At 70.1% G+C, this 25,899-nt stretch carries 21 protein-coding genes, 1 tRNA gene and 2 pseudogenes; 14 read left to right on the top strand and 10 right to left on the bottom strand.

All coding sequences use genetic code 11. The annotated features are described in order from the left end of the window. Positions 1–21: 21 nt before the first annotated feature. On the bottom strand, positions 22–855 hold the full coding sequence (locus tag AV521_RS28395) for an ACP S-malonyltransferase (RefSeq protein WP_143658661.1): 834 nt from the start codon (positions 853–855) through the stop codon (positions 22–24). A gap of 63 nt (positions 856–918) precedes the next feature. Continuing rightward, positions 919–1,971 carry a hypothetical protein gene (locus tag AV521_RS28390; RefSeq protein ID WP_076092060.1) on the bottom strand — a complete coding sequence of 351 codons (1,053 nt, stop codon included), beginning with the start codon at positions 1,969–1,971 and terminating at the stop codon, positions 919–921. Positions 1,972–2,244: 273 nt separating this feature from the next. On the opposite strand from AV521_RS28390, the gene AV521_RS28385 reads away from it, so the two are divergent. Further along, positions 2,245–2,961: an IclR family transcriptional regulator gene (locus AV521_RS28385; protein WP_076092058.1), complete on the top strand. Its 717-nt coding sequence runs from the start codon at positions 2,245–2,247 to the stop codon at positions 2,959–2,961. Positions 2,962–3,005: 44 nt separating this feature from the next. Here AV521_RS28385 and AV521_RS47880 read toward each other — a convergent pair whose 3' ends face one another. Then, positions 3,006–4,088, bottom strand: a complete 1,083-nt coding sequence (locus AV521_RS47880) for a cell cycle transcriptional regulator TrcR (RefSeq protein WP_218639369.1) — start codon at positions 4,086–4,088, stop codon at positions 3,006–3,008. A gap of 423 nt (positions 4,089–4,511) precedes the next feature. Here AV521_RS47880 and AV521_RS28375 point away from each other — a divergent pair, with 423 nt between their 5' ends. The 4 genes from AV521_RS28375 to AV521_RS28360 all read left to right on the top strand — a co-directional run bounded on the left by AV521_RS28375 (position 4,512) and on the right by AV521_RS28360 (position 7,569). Then, positions 4,512–5,015 carry a hypothetical protein gene (locus AV521_RS28375; RefSeq protein WP_256725704.1) on the top strand — a complete coding sequence of 168 codons (504 nt, stop codon included), beginning with the start codon at positions 4,512–4,514 and terminating at the stop codon, positions 5,013–5,015. Positions 5,016–5,050: 35 nt separating this feature from the next. Beyond that, positions 5,051–5,575: a hypothetical protein gene (locus AV521_RS28370; protein WP_076092056.1), complete on the top strand. Its 525-nt coding sequence runs from the start codon at positions 5,051–5,053 to the stop codon at positions 5,573–5,575. Continuing rightward, complete coding sequence (locus AV521_RS28365; protein ID WP_076092054.1) at positions 5,572–6,726, top strand: MAB_1171c family putative transporter; 1,155 nt, start codon at positions 5,572–5,574, stop codon at positions 6,724–6,726. Before AV521_RS28370 ends, AV521_RS28365 begins: the two co-directional genes overlap by 4 nt. Positions 6,727–7,164: 438 nt before the next feature. Beyond that, complete coding sequence (locus AV521_RS28360) at positions 7,165–7,569, top strand: recombinase zinc beta ribbon domain-containing protein (RefSeq protein ID WP_143658659.1); 405 nt, start codon at positions 7,165–7,167, stop codon at positions 7,567–7,569. A gap of 318 nt (positions 7,570–7,887) precedes the next feature. Here AV521_RS28360 and AV521_RS28355 read toward each other — a convergent pair. Beyond that, positions 7,888–7,972, bottom strand: a tRNA-Leu gene (locus AV521_RS28355). Between the two features lie 178 nt (positions 7,973–8,150). Further along, on the bottom strand, positions 8,151–9,587 hold the full coding sequence (locus AV521_RS28350; protein ID WP_076092050.1) for an aldehyde dehydrogenase family protein: 1,437 nt from the start codon (positions 9,585–9,587) through the stop codon (positions 8,151–8,153). Positions 9,588–9,872: 285 nt separating this feature from the next. Here AV521_RS28350 and AV521_RS28345 point away from each other — a divergent pair, with 285 nt between their 5' ends. The 5 genes from AV521_RS28345 to AV521_RS28325 all read left to right on the top strand — a co-directional run bounded on the left by AV521_RS28345 (position 9,873) and on the right by AV521_RS28325 (position 17,943). Further along, on the top strand, positions 9,873–11,555 hold the full coding sequence (locus AV521_RS28345; protein WP_076092048.1) for a thiamine pyrophosphate-binding protein: 1,683 nt from the start codon (positions 9,873–9,875) through the stop codon (positions 11,553–11,555). A gap of 11 nt (positions 11,556–11,566) precedes the next feature. Beyond that, positions 11,567–12,799, top strand: a complete 1,233-nt coding sequence (gene frc, locus AV521_RS28340; RefSeq protein WP_076092046.1) for a formyl-CoA transferase — start codon at positions 11,567–11,569, stop codon at positions 12,797–12,799. A 4-nt stretch (positions 12,800–12,803) separates the two neighbouring features. After that, a complete protein-coding gene (locus AV521_RS28335) occupies positions 12,804–14,936 on the top strand; it encodes an acetate--CoA ligase family protein (RefSeq protein ID WP_076092145.1) in 2,133 nt (710 codons plus the stop codon). A gap of 228 nt (positions 14,937–15,164) precedes the next feature. Then, positions 15,165–16,532, top strand: coding sequence for an MFS transporter (locus AV521_RS28330; RefSeq protein WP_076092044.1), 1,368 nt, complete (start codon positions 15,165–15,167; stop codon positions 16,530–16,532). Position 16,533: 1 nt separating this feature from the next. Next, on the top strand, positions 16,534–17,943 hold the full coding sequence (locus AV521_RS28325) for an OFA family MFS transporter (protein ID WP_079249435.1): 1,410 nt from the start codon (positions 16,534–16,536) through the stop codon (positions 17,941–17,943). A 99-nt stretch (positions 17,944–18,042) separates the two neighbouring features. Here AV521_RS28325 and AV521_RS28320 read toward each other — a convergent pair whose 3' ends face one another. The 4 genes from AV521_RS28320 to AV521_RS28310 all read right to left on the bottom strand — a co-directional run bounded on the left by AV521_RS28320 (position 18,043) and on the right by AV521_RS28310 (position 21,411). Beyond that, the gene (locus AV521_RS28320; protein WP_076092042.1) at positions 18,043–18,720 is read right to left on the bottom strand and encodes a GntR family transcriptional regulator; all 678 of its coding nucleotides are present in this window, start codon (positions 18,718–18,720) and stop codon (positions 18,043–18,045) included. A 152-nt stretch (positions 18,721–18,872) separates the two neighbouring features. Next, a complete protein-coding gene (locus AV521_RS28315; protein ID WP_076092040.1) occupies positions 18,873–19,820 on the bottom strand; it encodes a beta-ketoacyl-ACP synthase III in 948 nt (315 codons plus the stop codon). A gap of 147 nt (positions 19,821–19,967) precedes the next feature. Next, positions 19,968–20,102 (bottom strand): hypothetical protein, encoded by a 135-nt coding sequence (locus AV521_RS51185; protein WP_256725703.1) that lies wholly within the window; start codon positions 20,100–20,102, stop codon positions 19,968–19,970. Further along, positions 20,077–21,411: an OFA family MFS transporter gene (locus tag AV521_RS28310; RefSeq protein ID WP_076092038.1), complete on the bottom strand. Its 1,335-nt coding sequence runs from the start codon at positions 21,409–21,411 to the stop codon at positions 20,077–20,079. The genes AV521_RS51185 and AV521_RS28310 overlap by 26 nt, the downstream gene beginning before the upstream one ends. 195 nt (positions 21,412–21,606) lie before the next feature. Here AV521_RS28310 and AV521_RS28305 point away from each other — a divergent pair. The 4 genes and pseudogenes from AV521_RS28305 to fdhD form a co-directional block, all read left to right on the top strand. Continuing rightward, positions 21,607–22,412: pseudogene (locus tag AV521_RS28305) on the top strand (2-dehydropantoate 2-reductase); the annotation flags it as partial. Beyond that, positions 22,404–22,631: pseudogene (locus AV521_RS50125) on the top strand (molybdopterin dinucleotide binding domain-containing protein); the annotation flags it as partial. The pseudogenes AV521_RS28305 and AV521_RS50125, both read left to right, overlap by 9 nt. Positions 22,632–22,635: 4 nt before the next feature. After that, on the top strand, positions 22,636–24,096 hold the full coding sequence (locus AV521_RS28300; RefSeq protein ID WP_079249434.1) for an NAD(P)H-dependent oxidoreductase subunit E: 1,461 nt from the start codon (positions 22,636–22,638) through the stop codon (positions 24,094–24,096). 7 nt (positions 24,097–24,103) lie between these two features. Beyond that, entirely contained in the window at positions 24,104–24,952 is an 849-nt protein-coding gene (fdhD, locus tag AV521_RS28290) for a formate dehydrogenase accessory sulfurtransferase FdhD (RefSeq protein ID WP_076092036.1), read from the top strand. Positions 24,953–25,023: 71 nt separating this feature from the next. Here fdhD and AV521_RS28285 read toward each other — a convergent pair whose 3' ends face one another. Next, positions 25,024–25,851 carry a LysR family transcriptional regulator gene (locus AV521_RS28285; RefSeq protein ID WP_371917070.1) on the bottom strand — a complete coding sequence of 276 codons (828 nt, stop codon included), beginning with the start codon at positions 25,849–25,851 and terminating at the stop codon, positions 25,024–25,026. Positions 25,852–25,899 lie beyond the last annotated feature (48 nt).

The raw sequence follows: 25,899 nt of genomic DNA, 5'->3' as shown, positions 1-25,899 counted from the left end.
TTGTCCGCGGGCGTGCGGAAGTCAGCCGATCTGGGCGTCGAGTTTGGTCAGGGTGGTGCCGTTGACTTCGCTGAACCGCGTCACACCGAGTTCCCGGAGGGCCCGGACTGTCCTTACCCACTGCACCGGCGTGCTGATCTGCGTGCTCAGCACGTCACGGACGCCGGTGTGGTCGACGATCTCGCCGGTGGTAGACGAGACGACCGGTACATCACCGGGCTTGAAGACGCAGCCCGCGAGCGCCTTGTCGAAGCGCAGCCGGGCGGGGTTCATGAGCGGGGTGTGGAAGGGGCCGCTGACGTTGAGCGGGGTGACCTTGGTCGCGCCGGCGCGGACGGCGGCCCTGCCGAACGCACGCACTCCGGCGCGGTCCCCCGCGACCACGAGTTGGCGGTCGGAGTTCCAGTTGGCGAGGTACACGGCCGCCACGCCCTCGGCGAGCAGCAGGGACTCGACCTCCTGCGGGGTCAGGCCGAGCACGGCCAGCATGGCGCCGCCGGTGATCTCGGCCATCGCCTCGGCGCGTCGGCAGACGAGTTCCAGTCCGTCGACGATCTCCAGCATGCCGGCCGCGACCAGCGCGTTGTACTCGCCGAGGCTGTGTCCGGCGAAGTAGTCGAATCCTTCGGGCTCGCCGTTGTCCGCCAGATGCAGAAGGGCGTTGACGAAGTAGATGGCGGGCTGCGCGTAGCGCGTCTGCCGCAGCCTTCCCTCCGGGTCCTCGCTGCACAGTTCTGCCACGGAGCAGCCCATCATCTCGTCCGCGCGGGCGGTGAGTTCGGGGAATCGCTCGAAGACGTCCGCACCCATGCCGCGCCGCTGGGCTCCCTGCCCGGGGAATATCCTTGCGCGCAATTGATCTCCTCTTTCGGTACGCTCTGCCGCCGGGACGAGGGCGTTCTCGGCCCGGCCGGCCGGTCATCGGGATCCGTGCGTGGCCGGCTCGGGGAAGCGCACCGCTTCGATGCCGGCGTCCTGGAACTTCTCGATCTCCTGCCGGAGCAGCCGGAGCGCGCTCGTCTCACGCCGCTTGAGGGCGTAAAGGCCGCGCTTGATCCGGTCGTCCGCGGCGGGATCCCGGGCGACGTGGTTGAGCGTCGCCTCGTCGAGTACGGCGCACAGGGACTTCATGTTGCGCCGGTACGTCTCCTTGACCCGGTCGGAGTGCCGGGTGTGCCGTAGGAAGCGGCAGAACTGCAGGCGCGCTCCCGCCAGCATGGACAGGCAGTTGAGGCCGGGGGCGGCGTAGACAGGCCAGCCGTCGTGTTCGCCGGCGAGCCGGTCGTGCAGGAGGTCGTACATCTCGAATTCGTCGGTCAGACCGAGGACGTGCGCGCCGTACACGTCTGCGAAGGAGCCGGCCGGAGCCTCCTCGGTCCTGTGCAGCACCAGCACGTCGGTGAACCACTGCTCGGGAGCGGCCTCCCAGCCGGCCCGCACGATGCGCCACGGCACGACGAAGTCGGTGAACTCGTGGTTGTCGGTGGCATCGTCCCTGATGAGCAGCTGGGTGACCGGCCGGTCCACGCCGCAGGCGAGGAAGGAGTGCGGGAGAAAACCCGACCGGGGAAGTCCCATGCGGTCCAGGTAGTCGGCCTGGTACTCGAATTCTGCCCGGGGTGCGAAGAAGGAGACCGCTTCATCCCGGGAGATTCCCGCCGAGACCAGCTCCAGGAATTCATCGAGATCGATGCGATCCCTGCTTTCTCTGGTGAATCCCAGCCTGTTCAGGCTGTCCTCTTCAGTGTAGGGATAGGGATACGACCAACGCAACTCCTTCCGTAGATAGCAGTGATCGAAGATCCGGTACGAATCATAAAGGGACCGGTAATAGAGAAGGTCGGCCGCGGACGTCCGCGCGGCTACCAGTGCCAACGTCTGATGCACCCGGCAATTGAGATGTACGGCTGGATCCTGACTGACGATCCCGCGCAGGCTCTTGATGGTCTGCATACTCGTCGGATGCTGCATGGGGGTCCAATACTCCGTCCGGCGATGGAATACGGATAGCTCACTGCCTGCATCCTGCATGCACCGGAAGCGGGCGAGCAAGTGATTTCAACCCGCAATCGCCCGTTTTTGTTTTCCCGCGAAGTGGACGCCGCTGTCCGGACGCTTTTGTTGATGATTCTTTGCCCGCGCGGCGTGGGAGAGCCGTTGAATGGTCTCCTCAGCGCGTTCGATGCATGGCACACTCACGCCCGCGGTGCCGTCGGTGCCGGCCGGACCCGAGGAGGCCACAGCATGCCTGGTTCCATCCAGTCCCTGTCCCGCGCTGCGGCAGTCCTGCGGCTGTTCGGCACCGGGGAGGGCCGGTACGGCCTGTCCGACACGGCCTCCGCCCTGGGCCTGCCGAAGGGCACCGTCCACGGCATCCTGCGCACGCTCCAGCAGGAGGGCCTGGTCGAGCGGGACGCGGAGTCCGGCACGTACGGGCTGGGCCCCGAACTGGTGCGCCTCGGCGGCACCTGGCTGCGCACCCACGAGTTACGCGCGCGAGCCCTGGCCTGGGCCGACGACCTGGCCAGGGCAACGGGAGAGGCAGTGCGCGTGGGGGTGCCGCACCCCGCGGGCGTGCTGATCGTCCATCACGTCTTCCGGCGCGACAGCACCCGGCAGGTCCAGGAGACGGGACAGGTGGTACCGGTCATGGGGACCGCGCTCGGCACGGTGCTGGCGGCCCATCGCCCCGGGGTGAGTGGCGCCGCTGCCCTCGCGCCGGAGCTGCCGCACGGCACCCGGGAGCGGGGCTGGGCCAGCGCGCCGGACCGGGTGCGCGACGGCTTGGTTTGCATCGCCGCGCCCGTCCACGACCGGCACCGGGCGACCGTGGCCGCCGTGAGCGTGTCCGCGCTCGCAGCGCAGGTGCGCGAGAACGCGGCGGTGCTCGAGCACCTGGTCTCCGCGGTCAGGAGCTGCGCCCGCGCCATCTCGCAGGATCTGGGCGCCGATCACCTCTAGTCCGGCCCAAGTCCAGTTCCACGAAGCCGGATTCGGCCTCACTCTCAGGTACGACGCTCCAGTTCCTCCGCGAATTCCAGCCACCGCTGGGCACAGCCGCGCGCCAGCTGGACGACCGAGGCGGTGCGATGCCCGGGTACGGCCTCCACGAACTGTTGCGCCCTGTCGCCCTGCAGCAGCAGCGGGACGCTCATCATCTGCAACAGCGCACGGCCCGCCTCCGTCAGCCGCAGCGAGGGGTCCTTCCGCAGCTGTGTCAAGAGCAGCGCCATGCCCGGGTCACCGACCCCCGCGGCGGGCTGCGCCGCCGCGCGCGGCGCAGGCGGGGTGGGCGGCGTGGGCGCGTCGGGGGCGGCGGTCGTGTCGGGTCCGCGGAACCTCCGGGGCACGGGGTCCTCGCCGCGCCGCATGCGCGCCTTGACGTCGCGGGCCGTGGCCAGGGCGATGCCGGCATCGACCGCGATCTGCCGCAACGTGGCGTCCGGCCGTTCGCCCAGCAACAGTCCGGCGCGTCTGCGGCCCTCGGCCGGGTCCACCGGCCGTACCCTGCCGTCCCGTCCCCTGCGCACGTTCAACTGTTGGTCCTGGACAGTTGAACGCCTCCGCACCGCCGCGACGGTGCCCGCGGTCACCCCGGCCACCGAGGCGATCAGCCGGTCCGACCACTGGGGGTGGGTGCCGAGTATCCGCACAACGGCGGCCGTACGGTCGGCACGGGTCAGCGGCAGGCCGCGCGAGGTGTTCCGCCGTACCGCCTCGACGAAGGCGTCCTCCTCGGTGCCCACGAAGTAGCGGACGTCGATCCGGTCGTCGCCGCGCAGCCGGGCTGCGTGCACCCGGTGCACGCCGTCGATGACGCGGAGCGTGGGCCGGTGGACCAGGATGGGCGGCAGCGGGGTGGAGATGCGGGCGAGCTTGTGCACATGGGCCGTGTCCAGGCCGCCAGTGCGCGGCGAGTCCACGAGCTGCAGTTCGTCGAGCGGCAGGGTGACGGGCCCGGACCGGCCGTCCGGGTGCGTCCGCCACCGATCCGCCGCTTGGTCCGGCGCCCGGTCCGCCGCTCGCTCTGCCGTCTGGTCCGCCGCCTCGTCCGGGCGGTCCGCCCGTCGCGCTAAGCCCACCGACACGACTCTTCCTTCCACTGTGGTGAAGGGGCCGACAAAGGTCTGATGCACACAGTGCCCGAGACGCACCACGACGCTAGACAGCGGACGGCACAACGTCAACGTGTCCGCCACAGCGGACCGCACTGCTCCGGCCACCACGGTACACAGCCTCCCAAGAGATGTGGATCCGGCTCCGAAAGCCGCCGCCGACATCCCCTGCCAGGTCATCGCCCTCCACCGGCACTCCGTACGACTCGATCCTCCTTCGCTTTCGAACGAAACGATTCCGACGTCAACCGTGCTGATGTTGACCGGAATACGATCACCACACGGCGCAAGAGCGGCCACACTGAAGGCGGGTGGGCTCCGTCCACTCCAGCGGACACGACTGCAGGCCCCGGAGCCACCCGCGCGGCCACGGCTTCGCAGCCCGAAAGGCGACCCATGGACAGTGGTGAGTCAACTCCCGGTGAGACGGCGCGACCTCTGCTGCACGACCTGGGCGACCGGCTCGGTGGACTGATCGCCGCGCTGTATCCCGACGAGCACAAGCGCCCCGGCTACACACGGCTCGCCCGGATGATCCGGGAGAGCACGGGCGGCACGATCTCGGCGACCTATCTGTGGGAGCTCGTGACCGGCCGCAAGCGCAACGTGACGCTGGAACAACTGGGCGTCCTGGCTGAGTTCTTCGGGGTCCCGCTGGAGTACTTCGTCAACGACGAGGTCTCGCGCCGGATCACCGCGCAGCTGGCGCTCGCCGCCGCGCTGCGCGACGCCAAGGTGCGCCGCCTCGCGCTGCGCGCCGAGGGGCTGTCCCCCGGGAGCCTGGACGCCCTCCTCACCATCGTCAACGAAGCCCGCCGCGTGGAGAACCTGGACCGGGCCGGAGAGGAGGAGCACGACGCCGGCGAACAGCCGGACCGCCGCGAAGCCCACAGGCAGTGATCTCCCCACCAGAAAGGCCCCCGACGCGGACGCTCATGTCGAACGGATCCCTCAAGCTGCGTCGACGCTGTCAAGCGGTCATCGACCGGCTCGACCTCCCCCACGCCCTGTCCGTCGAGGCCCTGTGCCAACATCTCGCCGCCCGGCGCGCGAGACCGCTGCGTCTCCATACTCTGCCGTCCGAGGCATCCACCCACGGTATGTGCGGACTGTGGCTCGCCACGGATACCGAGGACCACATCTTCTACGAACACCGCACCGCGCCGCTCCACCAGGAGCACATCGTCCTCCACGAGATCGGGCACCTGCTGTTCAATCACCGCACGATGTCCATGGACGATGAGGGCAGCTGGGGGGCGCTCCTGCCCGATCTCGATGTCCGCTCGGTACAAAGCCTCCTTCGGCGTACAAATTACGCCACACGTGAGGAACAGGAAGCGGAGCTGTTCGCCAGCCTCCTCGGCAGCCGTATCCACAACCCGTACCGTCAGCAACCGGACGGCATCCTCGGCCGGCTGGAAGTGGCCATGGGCGTGGACCGGCCGCGCGACACACCGTGACCCACGGCGTCGCGGCACTCGGCGCCCGGCTCGAACTGCCCAGCGTGCTGTTGCTGTGGATCGCCGTACTGCTGCGCGGCCCGGCCGGCCTGCGCTCGGCGCCGCAGCGTGCCGTTTGGCTGGCCGTGGCCACCGCGGCCGCAGCGATGACGCTCAATCTGCCCTCCGTCATCGGCGCGGCCACTCGCCACAGTGAGGCGAACGTGGTCGCCGTGATCCGGAATGTTCTAGGTGTGTTGTCCGCGGGAGCAGTGCTGTACTTCGTCGCCCAGGCCACCACCGACGTACGCCGGCTCAGGATTGCCCTCGGCCTCGCGGTCGGTTCCGTCCTGACCGTCCTGCTCTCACTGGACCTCGCGGCCGGGCCACACCTGCGCATCGGCGTCCCCGCCACCGGCCCACCGGCGCCCTCGCGGTTCTACTGGCTGCTTCTCATCAGCACGCATCTGGTGGCCAACGCCCTCTGCGTCCTGTTGTGCCTGCGCTATGGCACGGCTTCCGGAAACCGGTCCCTGGCCATGAGCCTGCGTTTGTTCGGCCTGGGTACGGGACTGGTGAGCGTCTTCTGGCTGGGATATCTCGTCCGGGTCACCACCGGCGGACCATGGCCGCTGCCCTGGCTCGCACTGCTCATGGATCTGCACGCCGTGCTGCGCGCCCTGGCCATCATGGTGCCGGCCTTCGTCCTGCTCCGGCGGGCACTGTCGAACATCGCCGTCGCCTGGCGCCTGTGGCCGATGTGGAACGATCTGGTCACCGCCGTTCCGCACGTAGCCCTGGCCAAGCCGCGGCACCGCATATGGGACGTGCTGTGGCCCCAGGTCCCGTACAGCGTGCTCTCCTATCGCAGGGTCATCGAAACGAGGGACGCGATTCTGGCGCTCACCGATTACATCCCACCTGCCCCGGCACCCCGGTCACCCGGCCAGTCACCACGGTGGGGCAAGGCCGCGGACCTGGGCGCCCACGAACTGGCCCACTTCATCAAGGGTGCACTGAACGCGAAGCTCCAAGACTCCGCACCCACCCGGCAAAAGGTGAATCTCGGCTCGTCCGGCAGCAGGGATCTCGCGGGCGAGACGGTCTTCCTGCTACGGATGGCCAGGGCATACCGCTCGGCCTCGCCACGTGGAGGCGCCCGTCGACGATGACCCCAACCGCGGCCTACGAGGCGGAAGTCGAACGGCACCCGGACTTTGAACTCCCCCATTCGTGCTGGTCAAAGTCGTGGGGGCAGGTGTACCACCAGCAGACCAAGAAACTGCTGGGCGGTCCACTCAAGGTGCTGGGCATGACCGCTCGGCACGCCGAGAGTCCGCATGCCCGGACACCACACCCGGACAGCGAGCCGACGGCAGGAAGCCACCGCGGTGTGTGCGCCATCGATCGGCTGATGCGCGCTGGACCTCATGCCCGCTTCCGAGCGTCCATGGTCGCGGCCGACGCGCCAAGCGGGATCACGGAAGCCACCGCGATTCCCATGCATCGGCCCTGCTCGTCCGGAACACTCGCGATGCGCACGCGCGCGACCAGTTGAGCCCGCCCACGAAGCGATCATCAGCCCCGATCTCTTCGATGCCGCCCGCACCGTGCGCACACAGCGCGCCCGCAACCAGGGGCGACAGGAGCGCGCCGGAAAGCGGGGCGCGCGCCCCTACGCGCTACGCGGCCGGGTCCGGTGCAGCCTGTGCGGGCGCAAGATGCAGCCCGCCAGCATCCGCAGCAGCGTCTACTACCGGTGCGAGTTCAAAGAGGAAGAAGCAGCCCTCTACCCCGACCTCACCCACCCGCGCACCGTCTACCTGCGCGAAGACATCGTCTGCCAGGCCCTGGACCGGTGGATCGCCCGCGCCTTCGCCCCCGACCGGCTCTCCGCCACCATCGTTGCGCTCACCCACGCGAGCGTCGCAGCAAGCACCGCAGAGCCCCAGACCCCCGAGCAGGCCCAAGCACGCCACGCGATCAAGGACTGCGCGCGGCGGCTCGCCCGCTAGCAAGCAGCCCTCGACGCCAGGGGCCGACCCCGCCGTCGTCACCCAGTGGATCAACGAGGCCCAGCGGGACAAGGACGCGGCACAGAAGAAGCTCGACGCGCCCCCACCGTCCGCCGGAAGAAGCAATCCCCGCTCGACGCGCGTCAGATCTGGCAGATTGCTGAGAGTCTTGGAGATATTGCAGAGCGCATCCAGACCGCCGCCGTCGAGAGGAAAGGTCCGCTCTACGACGACCTGGGCGTCACTATCAGCTACGAACACGCAACGAGGACCGCGACCGTAAGGTCGAGGCCCTCGATTCCGTATCGCTATAAGGAGTGTCCGAGGGGGGACTTGAACCCCCACGCCCGATAAAGGGCACTAGCACCTCAAGCTAGCGCGTCTGCCATTCCGCCACCCGGACTAGGTGTCTGTCGCCTTGCCGGAAGTGCTCCCCGCGGCGACATGGACAACAATACCAAGGTTTCGGAGTGCGTTTCACCTGCGTATCCGTGTGGTGGGTGGCGGCCCGGAGAAAGCCCGGGCCGCCGAGATCGGCGACCGTATGCAGGATGCGAGATCTCGTATACGCGCCGTGATGGTCAACGCGTGAGCTGGTACTCCGGGAAGTTACCGGACAGTCGCTCCCCCGCCGGGCCCTGGGTCACGGCGCGTACCAGGAGGTCGCCACCGACGAAGGCGCCACGCCAGGAGGCGCCGAATCCGCCGAACAGTTCGGCGCGGTCGCCGCGGGAGCGGGGAACGCCGTGCCCGGTCTTGAAGGCGCGGATCTGCGGGGCGAGCCGGTCGTAGGTGGCCCGGCCGTCCGTGGCGAGCGTGGCGACCAGTGCGCTGTTGGACGCGTTCATGGCAGCCAGTAGCTCGGCCTCGGTGTCGACCAGGACGATCGTGTCGACGGGACCGAAGGGTTCCGCGTGGTGCAGTGGGGAGGACGGCGGCGGGTTGAGGAGGGTGACCGGGTGGACGTATGCGGAGGTGTCCTGGCCCGGAAGGAAACGCGCGTCGTCGGGGCAGCCCCGGTACAGGGGTACGGCGCCCCGGTCTACGGCCTCGGCCACCTGGTCAGTGAGTTCCTTGGCCTTGGCCGCGTTGATCAGAGGACCGAAGTCCAGTTCGGGGAGCGGGTCGGCGGGGTCCGCGACCGCCAGGGGATGACCGACGCGGACGGCGCGGACCGCAGGCAGGTAGGCGTCCAGGAACGCGTCGAACAGGGACCGCTGGACGACGAAGCGCGGGTAGGCGGTGCAGCGCTGTTTGCCGTAGTCGAAGAGCTTGGGGATCACCGCGGCGAACCGGTCCCAGCCGGAGAAGTCCCAGATGCCCCAGGTGTTGAGCCCTTCCTGTTCCAGGATGTGCCGTTTGCCGAGGCCGACGATGGCCGTGGCGACGTCGGCACCCGTGTCGCGGCCACCGACGAAGGACACACAACCGATCTCCGGCGCCCGTACCAGCGCCTGGTTCAGCTCCCGCCCGCTGCCGCCGACCAGGGTGACAGGCACCCCCTCGCGGGCGGCCAGCGCCATGGCGAGGGTGAGGCAGGCCACCCCGCCGTCGGTCGAGGTCTTGGCGATCACGGCATTGCCCGCCAGGGCCTGCACGAGGGCGGCGTGCACCAGCACGCTCATCGGGTAGTTCCAGCCGGCGATGTTGGAGACCGGTCCGTCCAGCGGGGTCCGGCCGGAGAGCATGGGCTCGATGCCGTCGGCGTACCAGCGCACGCCGTCGATCGCCCGGTCCACGTCCGCGACGGCGAGCCGCCAGGGCTTGCCGATCTCCCAGACGAGGAGCAGGGCGAGCAGATCGCGGTGCGCGGTGAGCGCGTCCAGGGTGGCGGCGAGCCCGACCCCGCCCGCCTTGCCCCGCCCGCCCGTCTTCACCTGGGCCTTGACCACGGCCCGGCCGCCGAGCCGGCGGGCGATCTCGCGGGCCTCCTTGGGCGAGTCGGTGACCTCGGCCCGCGGCACGGGGATGCCGTACTCCTCGAACAGCTGTCGTGCCTGGTGTTCGGACAGGTCCATGCGCGGCTCCTGTCCGCCGGCTCGTCGCGGTGGCGCGACGCCTGCGCAGATATCGGTGAGTCACCGTCGAGTCAGCGCCAGTGACGGAGAGTGGCCGAATTTCGGTGACTGAAAAGCGTGCACGCCCCCTGGACACCGCCCACCGGGATGCGGGATAACAAGCTTCATACAGTATTCGTCGACTGTATGCAATCTACCGCATACGGCGTACCGTAGTACGCATACGGGACAACATAGGACAACTGCGGGCCGCCCAGACCCCTACGAAAGGGACAGGACTTCGCCATGCCCGACGACACCCAAGACGTGATCTCCGGTGGGCACTTGGTCGCCAAGGCACTGAGGGCCGAGGGAGTCGACCGCATCTATACGTTGTGCGGTGGCCACATCATCGACATCTACGACGGTTGCGTCGACGAGGGCATAGAAGTCGTCGACGTCCGTCACGAGCAGGTCGCCGCACACGCCGCCGACGGCTACGCCCGGATCACGGGCAAGCCGGGCTGCGCGGTGGTCACCGCCGGCCCGGGGACGACCGACGCCGTCACCGGGGTCGCCAACGCCTTCCGGGCGGAGTCGCCGATGCTGCTGATCGGCGGGCAGGGTGCGCTGACCCAGCACAAGATGGGGTCGCTGCAGGACCTTCCGCACGTGGACATGATGGCGCCGATCACCAAGTTCGCGGCGACGGTACCGGACACGGCTCGCGCGGCGGACATGGTGTCGATGGCGTTCCGCGAGTGCTACCACGGTGCGCCGGGGCCCTCGTTCCTGGAGATCCCCCGTGATGTCCTGGACGCGAAGGTGCCCACGGACAAGGCCCGGGTGCCCAAGCCCGGCGCCTATCGGGCCTCCACCCGCTCGGCGGGCGATCCGCAGGCCGTGGAGCAGCTCGCCGACCTGCTCGTCCACGCCGAGAAGCCGGCGATCCTGCTGGGAAGCCAGGTGTGGACGACCCGGGGCACGCAAGCGGCCGTCGAGCTGGTGCGCACCCTCAACATCCCCGCCTACATGAACGGCGCCGGCCGTGGCACGCTCCCGCCCGGCGACCCGCACCACTTCCAGCTCTCCCGGCGCCATGCCTTCTCCAACGCCGATGTGATCGTGATCGTCGGCACCCCCTTCGACTTCCGTATGGGCTACGGCAAGCGCCTCTCCCCCGACGCCAAGGTCGTCCAGATCGACCTGGACTACCGCACGGTGGGCAAGAACCGGGACATCGACCTCGGCATCGTCGGCGACGCCGGCCTGGTCCTGAAGTCGGTCACCGAGGCGGCCTTGGGGCGCGTCAACGGTGGGGCGTCCAGGCGCAAGGAATGGCTGGACGAGCTGCGCGCCGCCGAGCAGACCGCGATCGAGAAGCGGCTGCCGAGCCTGAGGTCCGACGCCTCGCCCATCCACCCCTACCGCCTGGTCAGCGAGATCAACGACTTCCTCACCGAGGACTCGATCTACATCGGCGACGGCGGTGACATCGTCACCTTCTCCGGGCAGGTGGTCCAGCCCAAGTCGCCCGGTCACTGGATGGACCCCGGCCCGCTGGGCACCCTCGGCGTCGGCGTCCCCTTCGTGCTCGCCGCCAAGCAGGCCCGCCCGGACAAGGAGGTCGTCGCCCTCTTCGGCGACGGCGCCTTCTCCCTCACCGGCTGGGACTTCGAGACCCTGGTCCGCTACGACCTGCCCTTCGTCGGCATCGTCGGCAACAACTCCTCGATGAACCAGATCCGCTACGGCCAGGCCGTCAAGTACGGCAAGGACCGCGAGCGGGTCGGCAACACCCTCGGCGACGTGGCGTACGACAAGTTCGCCCAGTTGCTCGGGGGTTACGGCGAGGAGGTCCGCGACCCCGCCGGCATCGCCCCCGCGCTGCGCCGGGCCCGGGAGTCGGGCAAGCCGTCGCTGATCAACGTCTGGGTCGACCCGGACGCCTACGCCCCCGGAACCATGAACCAGACCATGTACAAGTGAGGTCGACGCCCATGACCGCAAAGGCACTTGAGGGCATCCGCGTCCTCGACATGACCCACGTCCAGTCCGGGCCCTCCGCCACCCAGCTCCTGGCCTGGCTCGGCGCCGACGTCGTCAAGCTCGAAGCCCCCACCGGCGACATCACCCGCAAACAGCTGCGCGACCTCCCCGACGTCGACTCGCTGTATTTCACGATGCTGAACTGCAACAAGCGCAGCATCACCCTGAACACCAAGACCGAGCGCGGCAAGGAACTGCTCACCGAGCTGATCCGCCGTTCGGATGTGATGGTGGAGAACTTCGGTCCCGGTGCGGTGGACCGGATGGGGTTCACCTGGGAACGCATCCAGGAGATCAACCCCAGGATCGTCTACGCCTCCATCAAGGGCTTCGGCGACGGCCCCTACACCGGCTTCAAGGCCTATGAGGTCGTCGCGCAGGCCATGGGCGGCTCGATGGCCACCACCGGCTTCGAGGACGGCCCCCCGCTCGCCACCGGCGCTCAGATCGGTGACTCCGGCACCGGAGTGCATGCAGTGGCCGGGATACTGGCGGCACTCTTCCAGCGCGAACGCACCGGCCGCGGCCAGCGTGTCAACGTCGCCATGCAGCACGCCGTGCTCAACCTGTGCCGCGTCAAACTCCGCGACCAGCAGCGCCTCGCCCACGGGCCGCTCGCCGAGTACCCCAACGAGGACTTCGGCGACGAGGTCCCCCGCTCCGGCAACGCCTCCGGCGGCGGCCAGCCCGGCTGGGCCGTCAAGTGCGCCCCCGGCGGCCCCAACGACTACGTCTACGTCATCGTCCAGCCGGTGGGCTGGAGGCCGATCACCGAGCTGATCGGCCGGCCCGAGCTGGCCGAGGACCCCGAGTGGGCCACCCCCGAGGCCCGGCTGCCGAAGCTGAACAAGATGTTCCAGCTGATCGAGGAGTGGTCCTCCACCCTGCCCAAGTGGGACGTGCTGGAGAAGCTGAACGCGCACAACATCCCGTGCGGGCCGATCCTTTCCACCAAGGAGATCGTCGAGGACCCCTCACTCGCCGCCAACGAGATGGTCGTCCGCGTCCCCCACCCCGAACGCGGCGAATTCACCACCGTCGGCAGCCCGATCAAACTGTCCGACTCCCCCGTCGAGGTGACCGGTTCACCGCTGCTCGGCGAGCACAACGAAGAGGTCTACGTCGGCGAACTCGGCCTCGATGACGAGGAGTTGCGCCTGCTGAAGTCGAACGGAGTGATCTGACGTGATGGCCGAAGACCGGGTACCGAAGGTGCGCGCCCTCCTCGCCGCGGTGCGCGCCGAGGGCCGTACCGCGCTGACCGCGCCCGAGGGCAAGGTGATCGCCGACGCGTACGGGATCGCCGTACCGGGCGAGGCACTGGCGGCGGACGTGGACGAGGCGGTGGCCGCTGCGGCGCGGTTCGGCGGGCCGGTGGTCATGAAGATCGTCTCGCCGGACATCCCGCACAAGACCGACGCCGGCGGGGTCGTGGTGGGCGTCGAGGGCGCGGCGGACGTACGGGCCGCTTTCCGCGGGATCATCGAGAACGCGCGTGCGTACGACTCCGCGGCCCGTGTCGAGGGCGTGCAGGTGCAGGAGTTGCTGCCGCAGGGGCAGGAGGTCATCGTCGGCGCGGTCACCGACCCGACGTTCGGGAAGGTGGTGGCGTTCGGGCTCGGCGGTGTACTGGTCGAGGTGCTGAAGGACGTGACGTTCCGCCTGGCGCCGGTCACCGCCGACGAGGCGGTGTCGATGCTGGACTCCATCCGGTCGGCGGAGATCCTGCGCGGGGTGCGCGGGCAGGCCGGTGTGGACCGGTGGGCGGTCGCCGAACAGATCCGGCGGGTCTCCCAACTGGTCGCGGACTTCCCGGAGATCGCCGAGGTGGACCTCAATCCGGTGATCGCCACGCCCGACGGAGCGATGGCCGCCGACATCCGGGTGATCCTCGCCGAGTCGTCGGCACCATCTCGTCGGCGGTATACACGCGACGAAATCCTGTCGACGATGCGCCGGCTGATGCAGCCCTCGTCCGTCGCCGTCATCGGCGCGTCCAACGAGCAGGGCAAGATCGGTAATTCGGTCATGCGCAATCTCCTCGACGGCGGTTTCTCCGGGGAGATCCATCCGGTGAACCCCAAGGCCGATGACATTCTGGGCCGCAAGGCGTACAAGAGCGTCACGGACGTTCCCGGTGAGGTGGATGTGGCAGTCTTCGCCATTCCGGCCCCGTTCGTGGCCGCGGCCCTGGAGGAGGTGGGACGCAAGAAGATCCCGAACGCCGTCCTCATCCCGTCCGGTTTCGCCGAGACCGGCGAGCACCAACTGCAGGCGCGGATCGTGGAGATCGCCGAGCGGCACGGCATCCGTCTGCTCGGCCCGAACATCTACGGCTACTACTCCACCTGGCAGGATCTGTGCGCCACGTTCTGCACGCCGTACGACGTCAGGGGCGGGGTGGCGCTGACCTCCCAGTCCGGGGGCATCGGCATGGCGATCCTGGGCTTCGCCCGCACCACGAAGACGGGTGTGTCGGCGATCGTAGGACTCGGCAACAAGTCGGACCTGGACGAGGACGACCTGCTGACCTGGTTCGGTGAGGACCCGCACACCGAGTGCATCGCCATGCATCTCGAAGACCTCAAGGACGGCCGGGCGTTCGTGGATGCGGCCCGGGAGACGGTGCCGAAGAAGCCGGTCGTGGTGCTGAAGGCGGGCCGTACGGCGGCGGGCGCGAAGGCGGCCGGCTCGCACACCGGGGCGCTCGCGGGCGACGACGCCGTGTACGACGACATCCTGAGGCAGGCGGGAGTCATCCGGGCGCCGGGGCTGAACGACATGCTGGAGTACGCCCGTGCCCTGCCCGTCCTGCCCACCCCCCGGGGCGACAACGTCGTGATCATCACCGGCGCGGGCGGCAGCGGTGTGCTGCTGTCGGACGCGGTGACCGACAACGGGCTGTCCCTGATGGAGATCCCGCCCGACCTGGACAAGGCGTTCCGCCGGTTCATCCCGCCGTTCGGCGCGGCCGGCAACCCGGTCGACATCACCGGGGGCGAGCCGCCGTCGACGTACGAGGCGACGATCCGGCTCGGTCTGGAGGATCCGCGGATCCACGCGCTCGTGCTCGGCTACTGGCACACCATCGTCACGCCGCCGACGGTGTTCGCGGAGCTGACGGCGCGGGTCGTCGCGGAGTTCCGCGAGCGGGGCATCGAGAAGCCGGTCGTGGCGTCGCTCGCGGGGGACGTCGAGGTCGAGGAGGCCTGTCAGTACCTGTTCGAGCGGGGGGTCGTGGCGTACCCGTACACGACGGAGAAGCCGGTGGCCGCGCTGGGTGCGAAGTATCGGTGGGCGCGGGCCGCGGGGCTCCTGTGATGACGGGGCCCGCTCCGGCACCGGCCGGGGGTCCGGGGGTTGTCCCCGGGCTGGACACCGCTCGGTGGGCGCGGGCGGCCGGGTTGCCGGGGGCCGGTTCATGACGTGAGTGACGGAGGGGCCGGCCGGCGGTGCGCGTCGGCCGGCCCCGGGACCCGAGCGCGCACGAAAGGTATGGGACAGGGGGCGCCGGCCAGAACTTTCGACGCAAGGGGTGCGAGTCGCACGATGGAAACGATCGATTCCCCCGCCTCCGTGCTGTGCAGGGAGGTGAGGGACCGCAGGGGCCGCGTCTACCGGGTCGGCGAGAGCGACGCCGACCTGCTGGGCCGTGGCCGGATCTGGATGGTCGTCCTGCCCTGGGCGGGTTTGGCGGGCATCAGTGGTGCCGCGTACGCGTTCGTAGCGGCGCAGGCCGGTCTCCGTGCCGCTCACCGGTGGGGCGGGGACCTGTACTGGCCGGTGGGTCTGTGGGCGTTGTCCCAGGCGGCCGTCGCCGTACCGGCCGGGCGGCTGCGGGACAGCGGCCGGCTCTCCGCCCGCGCGGCGATGGCGACCGGAGCGCTCGGCACCCTCCTCGGATATCTGGCGCTCGCCGCCGCTCCGGACCGCGCCGCCGTCCGGCTCGTCTTCGCCGTGTCCGCCGGTGCCGGCGCCGGGCTGGTGCACGGGACCTGTCTGACGCTGCCGGGCAGGTGGTGGCCGGAGCGCCGGGGCGGCCCCACGGGAGCGGTGGCGAGCGGGCTCGCCCTCGGGGCCGTACCGTTCCTCCTGGCCCCGGTGCGCGGGGCCGACCCGCAGGTCCTGCTCGCCGCCGCGGGAGCCGGAGCGGCCGTGGTCGTGGCCGGGGCCGGCCGGCTCCTCAAGGACCCGCCGCGGAACTGGTGGCCACCGCGTCCCGACCCACGGGCCGTGCCGGCGGATCCCGTCGCCCGGCGCGCACGGGAGAAGAACCCGCCCGCCGTACGCCACCACACCCTGCACGAGGCCGCCCGCAGCCCGGTGTTGTGGCTGATGTGGCTGTGCCTGCTCGGCGCGGCCGGCGTCACCGTGCTCGGCATCCGCCTGCTCACGGCGTACGGCGGACAACTCGGGCTCGGCGGCCAGGCGGTGTGGTCGGTGACCGTCGCGGGCGGCGCCGCGGGGGCCGCGGCCGCCGGCGCTCTGTCGGACCGCTCGGGGCGGCGCACGGCCCTGATCACGGCCTGTCTGCTGCTGGCCGCCGCCCAGTTCGGGATGCTTGTGGCGGCCCGGGCGGGCGGCGGGGTGCTCCTCCTGGGCTGTGCCGCGGTCACCGCCGCCGCCGGTGCGGCGGTCCTGGCGCTGGTCACCGCACTGGCCACGGACCACTTCGGTGAGAACCACAGCGCGAGCGTCCACGGACTGCTCACCGGCGCCTGGCTGCTGCCGGTCGCCGCCGGCGGCGGCACGCGCGCCGCCGCGTACGCCGCGCGGGACCCCCACTCCGCGTTCCTGCTGGCGGGCTGCACCGGGCTCGTCTGCGCCGTGGTGGCGCTGTTCCTCAGAGCGCCGGGCAGGCTCAGCGTCCGGCGCGTCGTCCCCAATCCCCACCCCCTCGGCGAGGAGATGGCCTGACATGACGGCTGATCCGACAACAAGGAACACGCCGGCCGATCCCGGTTCGGCGGACCGTTCGTACCGCGAAGTCACCGATTCCCGGGGGCGGGTCTACCGCGTCGGCGAGGCGGACCGTGACATCCTCGGCCACTCCCGCAAGCTCATGGTGTATCTGCCGTGGATCGCGATGATGGCCATCAGTGTCTCGGAGTACGCCTACGGCTCCGCCGAGGACACGCTGTCCGCCGCGCACGGCTGGAACCAGAGCAACACCTTCTGGATCCTGAGCGTCTGGGTGTTCTTCCAGGCCGGTATCGCCTTCCCGGCGGGCTGGCTGCGCGAGAGAGGCATCCTCACGGCGCGCTGCGCGATGTTCCTGGGCGCCGCGATGTGTCTGCTCGGCTTCCTGGCCCTGTCCCACCTCGACAACGTGATGCCGGCCATCCTCGGCTTCGGTGTCGTGGGCGGTGTGGGCTCCGGGCTGATCTACGCGACCTGTATCAACATGGTCGGCAAGTGGTTCCCGGAACGGCGCGGCGCGAAGACCGGCTTTGTCAACGGCGGCTTCGCCTACGGCTCGCTGCCCTTCATCTTCGTCTTCAACTACGCCTTCGACACGCGCGATTACGACGAGGTGCTGGACCTTATCGGCGTGTACGTGCTGATCGTCGTCGCGGTGTGCGCGTTCTTCTTCAAGGACCCGCCGAAGAACTGGTGGCCGGCCGACGTCGACCCGCTGTCGCACTCCGCCGGCGGCAAGAGCGTGGCGAGCCTGGCGAAGAACCCGCCGGCGGTGCGGCAGTTCACCCCGAAGGAGGCCATCAGGACCGGCATGCTGCCGCTGATGTGGGTCAGCATCGTCATGACCGCCGGTGTGTCGATCTTCGGGATCTCCTTCCAGGTCGACTACGCCAAACAGATCGGCTTCGGCCCACTGGTCGCGGCGTCCTCGATGGGTGTCATGGCGGTCATCAACGGCGTCGGGCGGGCGGTCGTCGGCTGGTTGTCGGACCTGTGGGGCCGCAAGACGTCCCTGGTGTTCGTCATCGTGGTCCTGGGGCTCGCCCAGTTCGGCGTCATCTGGGCCGGTGACATCAAGAGCGAGTGGCTGTTCCTGTTCTTCGCCTTCCTGTCCGGCTTCGGCGGCGGCGCGTTCTACCCGATGTTCGCCGCACTGACCCCGGACTACTTCGGCGAGAACTACAACGCCACCAACTACGGCCTCGTCTACAGCGGCAAGCTGGTCAGCGGCCTGTTCGGCGGCGGTCTCGGCTCCATGGTGGTCGGCGCCTGGGGCTACAACGGCGCCTATGCGCTGGCCGGCGGTGTGTCGATGGTGGCGGCGGCGATCGCGCTGCTGCTGCGCCAGCCGGGCCGGGACGGCCGTACGGCGGCCGCGACGGCCCCGAGGACGCGGCCGATGTCCTGAACAAGCCTCGCGGTGTTCCCCCTCCACGGTCCGCTCACCGATCGCGGGAGGGGGAACACGCATGCCCTGGCCCTCGTCGCGGCCGGCATCCGTACGTGGTCAGGATCCTTGGCGCTCGTGGTACGAGCGACGGGTGTGTTCGGTGTGGGCGCGCATCAGGTGGGCGGCCCGCTCCTGGTCGTTGTGGGCGATCGCGAGGATCAGTTCCCGGTGTTCGATCCAGGACTGGCGCCCGCGCTGCCGGGCCACCGGGGTGTAGTACCAGCGGACCCGGCGGTCCACCTGGGCGGCGAGTTCGGCGAGGACCGCGTTGCCCGCCAGTTCCATTATCCTGGCGTGGAACGCCGCGTTGAGGGCCACGGCGCGGTCCACCTGGTCGGCGGCGACGGCCTTCTCGCCCTCGGCACACACCTCTTCCAGCGCCTGGATCCCGGCTGCGTCGGCGTGCAGTGCGGCCAGCCGGGCCGCCTCCGCCTCCAGCAGGGTGCGCACGGTCAGCAGCTGGTCGGCCTCCTCCTCGGTCGGCTCGTGCACGAACGCGCCCTGCGCGGGCCGCAGATCGACCCAGCCCTCGGTGTTGAGCCGCTGCAGCGCCTCGCGCACCGGCTGCCGGGAGACACCGAGGTGCCCGGCCAGCTCGCTCTCGACCAGGTGCTGGCCGGGCTGCAGGGCGCGGGTGGTGATGAGTTCGAGCAGTGCCTCGTAGACACGCTCGCGCAACGGTCCGGGCCGTTCGAGCTTGGGCACTGCCCCGTGCGGCAGTCCGGTCGACAACATCGCGGTCCCCCTCCTGGACGGTCTGACTGGACAGGTCTGACGCGTGGACGCTGGACTCTCAGTATCGATTGTCTTTTGTCTACAGTCTACGGTGCGCAAAATCCAGGCCCAGGGCACCGGACTTCATTCACACAACGGTTGACGCCATCCACTCACGGGCAGCGTACGACCTGCCCCGCGTACGACAGATTGCCGCCGAAGCCGAACAGCAGCACCGGATCGCCCGCGCTGAGCGCTCCCTGTTCGAGCAGCTTGGAGAAGGCCATCGGGACACTGCCCGCCGATGTGTTGCCGGATTCGGTGACATCGCGGGCGACCACCGCGTTGACGGCGCCGAGCTTCTCGGCCAGGGGTTCGATGATGCGCAGGTTGGCCTGGTGCAGGACGACCCCGGCGAGGTCCTCCGGGCCCACACCGGCCCGCTCGCACGCACTGCGGGCGATGGCCGGCAGCCGGGTGGTGGCCCAGCGGTAGACGGCCTGGCCCTCCTGCGCGAACCGGGGCGGGGTGCCCTCGATCCGCACGGCGTGCCCCATCTCCGGCACCGACCCCCACAGCACCGGCCCGATCCCCGGCTCCTCCCCCGGCGCGCACGCCTCGACGACGGCGGCCCCGGCCCCGTCGCCGACCAGGACACAGGTGGTGCGGTCGCTCCAGTCGGTGACGTCGGACATCTTGTCGGCGCCGATGACCAGCGCCCGGGTGGCCGCGCCTGCCCGGACGGTGTGGTCGGCGGTGGCCAGCGCGTGCGTGAACCCGGCGCACACCACGTTGACGTCCATCGCGGCCGGCTGCGGGATGCCGAGCCGGGCGGCGACCCGGGCGGCCATGTTCGGGGACCGGTCGACCGCCGTGGACGTGGCGACCAGGACCAGGTCGATGTCGGCGGGGGTCAGACCGGCGGCGGCGAGGGCCTTGGCGGCGGCGTGCGCGGCCAGCTCGTCGACCGGTTCGTCGGGGCCGGCGATGTGCCGGGTCCGGATGCCGACCCGGCTGCTGATCCACTCGTCGCTCGTGTCGACCATCCCGGCCAGGTCCTCGTTGGTGAGCACCCGGGCGGGCTGATAGTGGCCGATGGCGGCGATGCGCGAGCCGTTCATGGCGGGGTCCCCTCGTGGGCCGTGGGTAGCGGGATCCCCCAGTCTGATCAGTGACCCACGAGTACGACGGCAGGTGAAGCCACAGGAATCGGGCGCCCGAGTTGTCGGCTTCTTGCAGACGCTCGGACGCCCGGCCTTTCGCAGGACTCACCTGTTGAACAGCTGTGTCGCCTTCTGTACGAGTTCGTACACCCCGTAGGCGAAGGGCGCGCCGACCCAGAGCCAGGCGAAGGCGATCAGCGCACGGCGGTCCGGGCTAGGCGGGCTGCTGTCGTTCGGCATCGGCGGCCTCCCTCGGGGCGGGGATGTGGTGGCGGACGTGGACGGGACGGACCAGCTCGTTGGCGACGAAGCCGACGACGAGCAGCCCGATCATGATGCCGAAGGACAGGGTGTACAGGTCCGAGCCGTGCTTGCCGGCGTTCTTCTGGTGGTCGGCGATCCAGTTGACGATCAGCGGCCCGAGCACACCGGCCGTGGACCAGGCGGTGAGCAGCCGGCCGTGGATCGCGCCGACCTGGTAGGTGCCGAACAGGTCCTTCAGATACGCCGGGACCGTGGCGAAGCCGCCGCCGTAGAAGGAGAGGATCACCAGTGCGCAGAGCACGAACAGCGGCTTGGACGAGTCCCCGAAGAGGGCGATGACCAGGTACATCAGCGCGCCGACGCCGAGGTAGACGCGATAGATGTTCTTGCGTCCGATCCGGTCGGAGGTGGACGACCAGCCGATGCGGCCCGCCATGTTGGCGGCGGACAGCAGGGCGACGAACCCGGCGGCCGCGGACGCCGACACGGGGGTGGAGCTGGCGGCGAAGAAGTCCGTGATCATCGGGGCGGCCTTCTCCAGGATGCCGATGCCGGCGGTCACGTTCATGCAGAGCACGATCCACAGGCACCAGAACTGCGGGGTGCGTACCGCGCTGTTCGCGGAGACCCGCACCCCCTCGACCGCGCTCGGGACGTCCGCCGTGTTCGCACGGCCCTCGGTGCGCGGCACCCGGATCAGGAGCACGCCGAGAGTCATGAAGACGGCGTACGACAGCCCGTGCACCAGGAAGGCGAGGGCGATGCCATCGTTGTCACCACCGAAGGACGAGAGCATCTGCGCGGACCAGGGCGAGGCGATCAGCGCGCCGCCGCCGAAGCCCATGATGGCGATGCCGGTGGCCATGCCGGGCCGGTCCGGGAACCACTTGATCAGGGTGGAGACCGGCGAGATGTAGCCGATGCCGAGGCCGATGCCGCCGACGAAGCCGTAGCCGAGGACGATCAGCCAGTACTGCTTGGTCTCGGCGCCGAGCGCGGAGATCAGGAAGCCGGAGGAGAAACAGACCAGGGCCACGGTCATGGCCCAGCGCGGTCCGTTGCGCTCGACGAGGGTGCCGCCGAACGCGGCGGACAGACCGAGCATCACGATCGCGAGCTGGAAGGGCAGCGCGCTCTGGGTGCCGTCGAGGTGCAGCGCGGATTCGAGCGGCGGCTTGAACACGCTCCAGGCGTAGGCCTGGCCGATGGAGAGATGGACGGAGAGGGCGGCGGGCGGGACGAGCCAGCGGCTCCAGCCCGCGGGGGCGACAGGGGGACTGCTCATGAACCCGAACGGTACGTCCGCACAAGGTAGTTGAGAAGACAACGGATCGATCGTATGCGAGGAGCGACGTCCGGAGCGCCGAACGGCCGGCGTCCGAACCCCTGTCGAGCCAAACTCCATACTGCAGACAATATTTCGTCGACAGGATTCGGTCTCCGACCTCCGCGGTATCTCTCAAACCGAACGGAGTGCCCCGTGAAAGTGGCAGTTCTCGACGCCGGCGCCATCGGCGCCTACGTCGGTGCCGCGCTCCACCGCGCCGGCGCCGAAGTGCATCTCATCGCCCGTGGACCGCATCTCGCGGCCATGAGGCAGCACGGAGTACGTGTGCTCAGCCTGCGCGGCGACTTCACCGCGCGCCCCACGCCACCGACGATCCCGGCGAGGTCGGCCCGGTGGACTATGTCTTTCTCGGCCTGAAGGCCAACGCGTACGCGGCGTGCGGGCCGCTGATCGCACCGCTGCTGCACGAGCGCACGGCGGTGGTGGCAGCACAGAACGGCATCCCCTGGTGGTACTTCCACCGGCACGGCGGCCCCTATGACGGCCACCGCCTCGAAAGCGTGGACCCGGGCGGCGCCGTCAGCCGGGTCCTCGCCCCCGAGCGGGCCGTCGGCTGTGTCGTCTACGCGGCCACGGAACTCCAGTCCCCCGGTGTCGTACGGCACTTGGAAGGCACCCGGTTCTCCGTCGGCGAGCCGGACCGCAGCCTCTCGCCGCGCTGCCGGGACCTGAGCGAGGCCATGCGGACCGGCGGGCTGAAGTGCCCGGTGGGGCCGGAGCTGCGCGGTGACATCTGGATCAAGCTGTTCGGGAACATCTCCTTCAACCCGATCAGCGCCCTGGCCCGCGCCACCATGCGGCAGATGTGTCTGCACGGCGGCACCCGCCGGGTCATCGAGACGATGATGCGCGAGACGCTCTCCGTCGCCGAGGCCCTCGGCTGCGCGGTCGGCGTCTCGGTCGAGCGCCGGCTCGCGGGCGCGGAACGCGTCGGCGAGGAGGTCCAGGTGTTCTCGCGGCGGGGCTCGGTCGTGGCCCCGGTCTGGATCGACCGGGCCCTGCGCCCGGGTCTGGCCTTCATGACCATGCACTTTCCCGACGAGGTGGACACCAACCAGCTGACGATCGAGGCCAACTGCCCGATCGCCGGGACGGCGGAGTTCAAGGCGTCGGCGATCCGCATCGAGAAACTCCCCGTCGCGACCGTCGTGAGGTGATCTGGTGGACCTGCACTTCGGCGACAGCGAACCGACGGATGAGGAACGGGCCGCCGTGGACGCCCTGTTGGGCCCGCCGGAGTCCTCCTGGGAGGGTGCCGGCCGCAGCGATGCGGACCTGCGGTGGGCGCGCGGCGGCCGTGCGGCCCGGGACCGCCGCGACCTGTTGTTGCCGGGGCTGCACGCGATCAACGACCGGATCGGCTGGATCAGCGAGGGCGCCCTCGACTACCTGTGCCGCCGGCTTACCGTGCCGCCGGCCGAGGCGTACGGGGTTGCCACCTTCTACGCGCTGTTCTCGGTCGAGCCCCGCCCGGCGACCGTGCTGCACGTCTGCACCGACCTGGCGTGCGCGGCGGCCGGAGCCGACGACCTGTGCGCCGGTGGGGCGGAGCGACTCGGCAGTGGGGTCGGTGTCCAGCGCAGTCCCTGCCTCGGCCTGTGCGCACGCGCCCCTGCGGCCCTCGCGATCCGGGCGGGCGATCCGGTGCGTACGGCGGTGGCGGCGCCGGCGACCGTGGATGGCGCCCTGCGCGCGGCCGACGCGCCCGGCTCCGCGCCCGAGGAGCCCCCGGCGGCCGTGGCGGTGCCCCAGGCGGGCCAGGAGGACCTCGTCCTGCTGCGGCGGGTGGGTGTCGTCGACCCGGCCTCGCTGGACGACTACCGCGCGCACGGCGGCTACACCGCGCTGCGCCGGGCCTTCGCGCTCGGGCCCGCCGGAGTCATCCGCGAGGTCGGCGACTCCGGTCTGGTGGGGCGCGGTGGCGCCGCCTTCCCCGCCAGCCGCAAGTGGCAGGCCACGGCGTCCCGGCCCGACCACCCGCACCACCTCGTCTGCAACGCCGACGAATCCGAGCCGGGCACCTTCAAGGACCGCGTGATCATGGAGGGCGACCCGCACGCACTGGTCGAGGCGATGACCGTCGCGGCATATGCGATCGGCGCGCACCGGGGCTTCCTCTACATCCGCGGCGAATATCCGCGAGCGGTGCAACGTATGCAGCACGCAGTCGACCAGGCGCGCGTCCGCGGTCTGCAGGGCGACGACATCCTCAGTCAGGGCTACGCCTTCGACATCGAGATCCGGCGGGGCGCGGGGGCGTACATCTGCGGGGAGGAGACGGCCCTGTTCAACTCCATCGAGGGGTACCGGGGCGAGCCGCGCTCGAAGCCGCCGTTCCCCGTGGAGAAGGGGCTGTTCGGCAGGCCGACGGTCGAGAACAACGTGGAGACGCTGGTCAACGTCCTGCCGATCCTGACCATGGGTGCCCCGGCGTACGACGAGTCGCGGCAGACGCAGACGGCCACGGTGTGCGCGTACTGCGGAGTGGGCTGCACCCTCACGCTCCATGTGCAGGACAATGAGATCGTGAAGGTCACCTCTCCGCACGACAATCCGGTGACCCACGGCAATCTCTGCATCAAGGGCCGTTTCGGCTACCAGCACGTACAGAACCGGGGCTGATCAGGACATGGGACGAGTCACGGAACGACGCAAGGTCCTCCGCATCCGCGACGGGGCGCTCTCCACCCGGCCGGACACACTCGTCGCCGAGGAACCCCTGGAGATCCGGCTGAACGGCAAGCCGCTCGCGATCACCATGCGCACCCCGGGCGACGACTTCGCGCTGGCGGCCGGGTTTCTGGTGAGCGAGGGTGTACTGGCTGCTGCATACGATCTGCAGAACATCGTCTACTGCGCGGGGGCGACCACGGACGGGTCGAACACGTACAACGTGGTCGACGTGAAGACCACGCCGGGCGTCACGCTGCCGGACTTCACCCTGGAGCGGAACGTCTACACGTCCTCCTCGTGCGGCCTGTGCGGCAAGGCCAGTCTGGACGCCGTGCGGACGACGGCGCGCTTCCCGATCGCCGACACTCCCCCGGTCCGGGTCACCCCGGAGCTGCTGGCGAGCCTCCCCGACCGGCTGCGGGCGGCCCAGCGGGTGTTCGACCGGACCGGGGGCCTGCACGCGGCGGCCCTGTTCACCGAGGACGGCGAACTGCTGGACATACGGGAGGACGTCGGCCGGCACAACGCGGTCGACAAACTGGTCGGACGGGCGCTGCAGAACGGCGAGCTGCCGCTGTCGCGGACGATCCTCCTGGTCTCCGGGCGGGCCTCGTTCGAGCTGGCACAGAAGGCGGTGATGGCGGGCATCCCGGTGCTGGCGGCCGTGTCGGCGCCGTCGTCGCTGGCGGTGGATCTGGCCGCGGAGACGGGTCTGACCCTGGTGGGCTTCCTGCGGGGCAGCTCGATGAACGTGTACGCGGGTGAGGACCGCATCGCCCTGCGAGAGGCGGCCGCCCAGGGCTGAGACGCCTCCCCGCGGCACGGCGGCGGGGCCCCGGCCGGCGGGGAGCGCCCCCTGCGCCGCCGGGCCCCGCCTCAGCCGAGGGACTGCGCCGCTTCGGCGAACGCCGTGATCAGGGGGGAGCGGCGGCCCGCCGCCCAGGCCAGCAGCACCTGGTCGGGTTCTGCGTCGGCGACCGGCACGTAACTGATGTCCGGGCGGAAGTACTGCTCGGCGACCGAGCGTGGCACCAGCGTGATGCCGGTGCCCGCGGCCACGCATTCGAACTTCTCCTCGATGGTGCGGATCGGCAGGTCGCCGGGCAGCGGATCCGCGTATCTGAGCCATCTCTCCCCGTCGAGGTCGGCCAGCGACAGCTCCGGCTTACCGGCGAGCCGGTGGCCGTCCGGGAGCATTGCCACGCGGGTCTCGCTGTACAGGGGACGCAGTTCGAGCCCGTCCTCGCGGACCGGTCGCCGTACGTACGCGATGTCGACGGTCCCGTCGAGGATCAGCCGCTCCTGATCGTCCCACTCGACCCGGCGGGCGTTGGTCTCCACGTCCGGGTGCGCCGCCGCGAAGGCGCGCAGGGCATGGGTGACGACGACACCGGCGCGGAAGCCGACCAGAAGCCGCCGGTGCCCGTGCGCGGCCCGCTGCACACGGCGTCGCGCGCCCCGAGCGATGGCGAGCAACTGCTGTGCGTCGTCGAGGAGTTGACTTCCCGCATCGGTCAACGTCACGCCATGGCTGTCCCGGAGGAACAGTTCGGCACCCAAGTCCTTCTCCAGCGCCCGGATCTGACGGCTCAGCACAGGTTGGGCGATGTGCAGTCGCTCGGCGGCACGGCCGAAGTGCAGCAGCTCGGCGACGGCCACGAAGTAGCGGACCTTCCGCAGATCCAGATCCAGGTCCAGGTCCATGGCCGCCCTTTCCGTCGTACCGATGGCGATGCCTTCAGGGTATCGCCA

Origin of the sequence: Streptomyces sp. IMTB 2501 (assembly GCF_001953885.1) — a bacterium.
Taxonomy (GTDB): Bacteria; Actinomycetota; Actinomycetes; order Streptomycetales; family Streptomycetaceae; genus Streptomyces.
Note: the sequence above shows the minus strand (reverse complement) of the source record. Positions and strands in the feature narration are given on the sequence as shown.